This window comes from Streptomyces sp. UNOC14_S4, from assembly GCF_020740835.1.
In the GTDB taxonomy this organism is placed as follows: Bacteria; Actinomycetota; Actinomycetes; order Streptomycetales; family Streptomycetaceae; genus Streptomyces.
Genome location: NZ_JAINFC010000741.1, coordinates 1 through 2,719, shown reverse-complemented (window position 1 = coordinate 2,719; position 2,719 = coordinate 1). Strand labels below are relative to the sequence as shown.

The window sequence follows — 2,719 nt, the reverse complement described above, 5'->3', positions numbered from 1 at the left end:
GATGTTGACGGCCCGTCTCATACGTCCCCCGACCCCCCAGGGAGATGCAGTGCCGTTCAGCAGAATCGTCAAGCCCTCCGGCCCCGTGCTCGCCGCGGCGCTGGCCGCCGTCGCGCTCTCCGCCGCCCTGCCGCAGTCGGCGCAGGCCGCGAGCACCGCCGCCGACACCAGTGCCGTCACCAGCACCAGCACCAGCACCAGCACCAGCACTGATGGCGCCGTGCCGCAGCTGAAGGTGCTGACGTACAACACCTTCCTCATGAGCAAGAACCTCTACCCGAACTGGGGGCAGGACCACCGGGCCAAGGCCATACCAGCCGCCGGCTTCTTCCGGGGCAACGACGTCGTCGTCCTGACGGAGACATTCGACAACAGCTCGTCGGACGCCCTGAAGGCGAACGCGGCGGGCCAGTACCCGTACCAGACCCCGGTCGTCGGCCGGAGCAAGGACGGGTGGGACGCCACGGGCGGGAGCTATTCCTCCACCACGCCGGAGGACGGCGGCGTGACGGTCCTCAGCAAGTGGCCGATCGTCCGCAAGGAGCAGGTGGTCTTCCCGGACGCGTGCGGCTCGGACTGGTACTCCAACAAGGGCTTCGCCTACGTGGTGTTGAACGTGAACGGCGCCAGGGTGCACATCGTCGGCACGCATACGCAGTCGACGGACAGCGGCTGCAAGGCGGGCGAGGCGGTGGCGAACCGCGCGAAGCAGTTCCGGCAGATCGGCGCGTTCCTGGACGCGAAGAAGATCCCGGCGAACGAGCAGGTCCTGCTCGCCGGTGACCTGAACGTGGACGCGCACGGCCCCGAGTACCGGTCGATGCTCGCCGACGCCGGCCTGGAACCGGCGACGGCCCGCACCGGTCACCCGTACTCCTTCGACACCAAGGAGAACTCGGTCGCGGCCTACCGCTACCCCGACGACGCCCCCGAGGACCTCGACTACGTGCTGCACCGCAAGGGCCACGCGCGCCCGGCCACCTGGAAGAACACCGTGCTCAAGGAGAAGTCCGCGCCGTGGACCGTCTCCAGCTGGGGCAAGGAGTACACGTACACCGACCTCTCGGACCACTATCCGCTGATCGCCGGGACCGGGTGAGCGCGGCTGTCAGTAGGGGATGACAGGATCTTCCCGCACGGGCCGCTGAGCACGAGCGGCCCCTGGAGCGAGGGGGATGCATGCTGCCCATCACCGTGAACACCGAGCCGGGCGAGCTCCGTTCGGGCATCGAAGCCGAGGAGCTGGCCGGTCTGATCGCCCGGCTGGGCGCGGACGGTGACCGCTTCGTGGTGGTCGAGCAACTGGCGGACGAGCGCGAGGGCGACCACTACATACAGACCTGGCACGAGGGCGACGGCCCGTACGAGGTGGAGTACCGCGACGGCTCGCCGGAGCGGCACTTCGGGGTCCGGATCGAGAGTGCGGAGGAGGTCACGGCGGTGTTCGTGGCGTGGGCCCGCGCGGCGGAGGGGTGGGCGGACGGGTACGCGTGGGAGCGGATCGCCCTGCCGGACGAGACCGACCACTGAGGGTCACCGTGAAGGCGGGTTCCGGGGGCTCCGCCCCCGGGCCCGGCCCCCGGCCGCAGCCGGACGGAACCATGGGCTCCGAATACGCCAGGCGGTAACCCCCTGCTCAATCCGTCAAGGTCATGCTTCAATGGGCTCATGACCAGCATCCAGGACACCGCTACGGGGCGCATCGACCTCGAGCCGTTCTGGCCTTCCCGACAGCACCACGACTTCGACCGAGTGTGTTGTCGCGCGACCGAGGCGCTGGCCCCTTCCTTCCGCTGACCCCTTCGTCGAAGTCAGCCGCCGGTCACCATGACACCGGCCAAGGCCCGCGCATCCGCACGTCCCCTCGACGGTTTCTCGCGCGAAAGAGCTGAGCTCTCCATGACGAACCTCCATACCCTCTCCGTGCCCGCGCCCTCCGCCTCCGCCGCCCTGGGGACGCACCGGCACCGGCTCCGGTCCGTGGCCCCGGACGAGGTCCCGCCGGTGGCCGAGCTGCTGCACTCCGGGGCGGCCACGTGGCTGCCCGCGCCGCAGCACACGGTGCCGTCGCTGCCGGGCCAGCCGCCGATGATCGGCTATCTGGTGCTCGTACCGGCGGAGCAGCCCGCGCCCGAGGCCGCCGCTCCGGCCGGCCGGGGCGACGCGCTCGTGAGCATCGACCCCGAACAGCGGACGGCCTCGGTCGCCGGGAAGCAACTCGACCTGACCTACCTGGAGTTCGAGCTGCTGGCACACCTGGTGGCGCACCCCCACCGGGTGCACACCCGCGACCAGCTGGTGACCACGGTGTGGGGCTACGGCCACGTCGGTGACGGCCGCACCGTCGACGTCCACGTGGCCCGGCTCCGCCGCAAGATGGGCAAGGAGCACCGCGCGTCGATCGTCACGGTCCGCCGGGTGGGCTACAAGTACGCGCCGCCCGCCGGTTACTGACCGGCGCGACGGCCGACTCGACGGTCGGCTCGACGGCCGGCTCCCCGCGCACGGGTGCGGGACGGGACGGACGGGAAAACAGGTGACAGGCCCCGTGTGGCTCACGCACACCCGCCGTTCCGTACCGCACAGTGGGGAGCGCCATGAGAGAGCTGCCGAGACGTACGCTGCTGGGCGCCGCCGGAGTGATCGGCGCGGGAGCCGCCCTCGGCACACCGGCCACCGCGGCCACCGCCGCGCCGATCACTCCGGCGGCGCCCAGCAG

4 protein-coding genes are annotated in these 2,719 nt (G+C 71.0%); all 4 read left to right on the top strand.

What is annotated here, in order from left to right; genetic code table 11:
- The first annotated feature begins 49 nt into the window (after nucleotides 1-49).
- The 4 genes from sph to K6I34_RS35165 all read left to right on the top strand — a co-directional run bounded on the left by sph (nucleotide 50) and on the right by K6I34_RS35165 (nucleotide 2,454).
- Nucleotides 50-1,099, top strand: a complete 1,050-nt coding sequence (gene sph / locus K6I34_RS35175; RefSeq protein WP_229332095.1) for a sphingomyelin phosphodiesterase — start codon at nucleotides 50-52, stop codon at nucleotides 1,097-1,099.
- An 80-nt stretch (nucleotides 1,100-1,179) separates the two neighbouring features.
- Nucleotides 1,180-1,530 (top strand): hypothetical protein, encoded by a 351-nt coding sequence (locus K6I34_RS35170; protein WP_229332094.1) that lies wholly within the window; start codon nucleotides 1,180-1,182, stop codon nucleotides 1,528-1,530.
- A 138-nt stretch (nucleotides 1,531-1,668) separates the two neighbouring features.
- Complete coding sequence (locus tag K6I34_RS38505) at nucleotides 1,669-1,797, top strand: hypothetical protein (RefSeq protein WP_275127220.1); 129 nt, start codon at nucleotides 1,669-1,671, stop codon at nucleotides 1,795-1,797.
- Nucleotides 1,798-1,899: 102 nt separating this feature from the next.
- A complete protein-coding gene (locus K6I34_RS35165; RefSeq protein WP_229332093.1) occupies nucleotides 1,900-2,454 on the top strand; it encodes a winged helix-turn-helix domain-containing protein in 555 nt (184 codons plus the stop codon).
- The last annotated feature ends 265 nt before the right edge of the window (nucleotides 2,455-2,719 follow it).

Excerpts from the sequence above, each read along its gene's own strand:
- K6I34_RS35165 (WP_229332093.1), top strand. The coding sequence starts at position 1,900 with ATGACGAACCTCCATACCCTCTCCGTGCCCGCGCCCTCCGCCTCCGCC.
- K6I34_RS38505 (WP_275127220.1), top strand. The coding sequence starts at position 1,669 with ATGACCAGCATCCAGGACACCGCTACGGGGCGCATCGACCTCGAGCCG.
- K6I34_RS35170 (WP_229332094.1), top strand. The coding sequence starts at position 1,180 with ATGCTGCCCATCACCGTGAACACCGAGCCGGGCGAGCTCCGTTCGGGC.